2 protein-coding genes are annotated in these 2,234 nt (G+C 24.6%); both read right to left on the bottom strand.

Features of this window, described 5'->3' with window-relative positions; translation table 11 throughout:
- Positions 1 to 219: 219 nt before the first annotated feature.
- The gene (locus EK368_RS05355) at positions 220 to 666 is read right to left on the bottom strand and encodes a hypothetical protein (protein WP_129597191.1); all 447 of its coding nucleotides are present in this window, start codon (positions 664 to 666) and stop codon (positions 220 to 222) included.
- A gap of 388 nt (positions 667 to 1,054) precedes the next feature.
- A partial coding sequence (locus EK368_RS14810) for a hypothetical protein (protein WP_165000330.1) occupies positions 1,055 to 2,234 on the bottom strand: 1,180 nt, incomplete at its 5' end.

The following is a 2,234-nucleotide window of genomic DNA, read 5'->3' as shown; positions in this document are numbered from 1 at the left end:
ACATTTTTAGAACTTTCTTTAATATCATCTTGATTTTCTAAAGAAATATCACTTATATTATATTTACGATTTGTATTGACCATAGATAAACTCCCTACATTGTTATTTATTTTCAATAGATACTCCTCCTTTTAATAGATTTAATAATATATTTTATCAACTTAAATAACTAGATTTATACATGTAAATTAACACAACAAATTTTATATTTCTATAGCTCTATGGTTCTAAATATATTTCTACTTCTGGTTTCCAAGTTCCTGAATTGCTATATCTATCGTATATTCTTTCAAACCAAAACATTACTTTCCATTTTTGTTTTACTTTTAAATTTGAATCCAGATTACGTACATTATCTAGGTGATATTGTGTTGAATATACTGTATCAGTTTGTAAACAACGTATTTCTTTATGCATATTACCTACATTTTCAATGCATCTTCCACCCAATACTATTCTTTTTACTTTCGCATTAGAAGGTATGCCAGATATATTTGTTAAATCTATGTCTGCAACTGCTTTATCTCTGCTTCCCTTATAATATGTTAAGTCGAAGTCTTTGATAATAACCTTCGGATAATCACCATAATTTTCAACTTTAATAGTCATCTTTTGTCCATATCCGTAAGAACTAACGGAAAGCATAGATATAAGAAATATCGTCATAGTAAAAATTGTTAATTTCTTATTTAAAAATTGTTTTCATAATTTTATCAGCTCCTATAATAAATTTTAAATTCTAAATTTGTTGTGTTAATCAATATAAATTAAATATATATAAATATTCATAAAATTACACAAAAACCTATACTAGTATAATAAGTAAATTTCTTCAAAAAAACAGGATATATCTCTCAAATCTATTTATTCTAATGATCATATAAAAAAATGAGGAAGTATATCTAAAAAAATTTAGTCATAAGTACGACTATTTGACATTTTTATAAAAAATAGGAATAACAGACCAGGTACCTTGATTCAAAAGAATAAAAATTCTTAAGAAGTTAAGAATTTAGGAAGTCTCCCCTTGGATTATTACTTTGATAAGTAATTTTTAAAAAATATTATATTGTACATCATATTGATTACATATGGACTTGATATACTTTGTTTGTTCTTTTGTTAAATGATATAAACAATATTCAGTTCCAAAATGTCTTGTATTCAATATTAAGGAATCATCATCCTCGTCATCTTCATTATGTAGTTCTTTTAATAAAGTTAATTCAAACCATTTAAAGATACCACTTTCTGTTATAAAATCTTTTGATAATAGCTCCATAATATCTTCATTGAGCATACATGTAATACTCATTTGATCGCATCCATATTCTTCTATTGATATGATCTTTGCTATTTTTTCAAGTTCATTTATAATAAATGTGTCATTTTTCCAGCAACCAAATTCCACATATTTACATGTAGGTATCATATATATAAGAATTTTATTCCAAAAATCCTTATATTTTTCCATTTGATCTTCAGAATGATTTGTATAAATTACTACATCTCCTTCTTGTTTTGCATATTTTTTCAAATAATCATCTTCATCTAATAGGGTTTCTAAATTTTTTACTTTATATATTTCTTTAATAATGATCTCTTTATCAGGAACATCTAAGTCATATAAATCTCTGAATACTTGATTTATATCATAAGAAATTTTTTTAAAAGAAACTTCAACTTCATTTTCCTTAAAAACTAACATTGCAAAAGTCATTAAATTATCTCTTAAACAAGACAAATTTCCTGGGCTAAGAATCGTTATTGGATGATCTGATGAAAAATTCTCTACTTTTAATTCTTGTACCCCTTTTCTTCCACAAAAAATATAATCATATTGAGGTATATTTTTAATATCTATTTTTCTTACAGTATTTGATTTTAGAATTAAAGCAAGTATATTCCAGTGTCCTAGGCTATGTTCTCCTAAATCATTAGTCATTAGCAACAACTTTTGACCAAACATTTCAAGGGGCAAAGATACAGGAAATGTTTTTATTTTTTCTAATGTTTCATTTTCAAATATATTTTTAATCCAATTTTCATATAAACAAAGTTCTTCTTTATTTTCATTGTAAAACATATCATACTCATCTGCTCCTAATAAGTTGATAAATCTTTTGTGTGTAGTAATGATATCTACTACTTCTTGAGGATGAGGTCCGTTTTTGAGGAAATTACCTAAATTTATAATATAATCAATATCTTTGTTATGAATATACTTTAAGAAA

It is taken from the genome of Anaerophilus nitritigenes, from assembly GCF_004138215.1.
GTDB classification, from domain to species: domain Bacteria; phylum Bacillota; class Clostridia; order Peptostreptococcales; family Thermotaleaceae; genus Anaerophilus; species Anaerophilus nitritogenes.
Note: the sequence above shows the minus strand (reverse complement) of the source record. Positions and strands in the feature narration are given on the sequence as shown.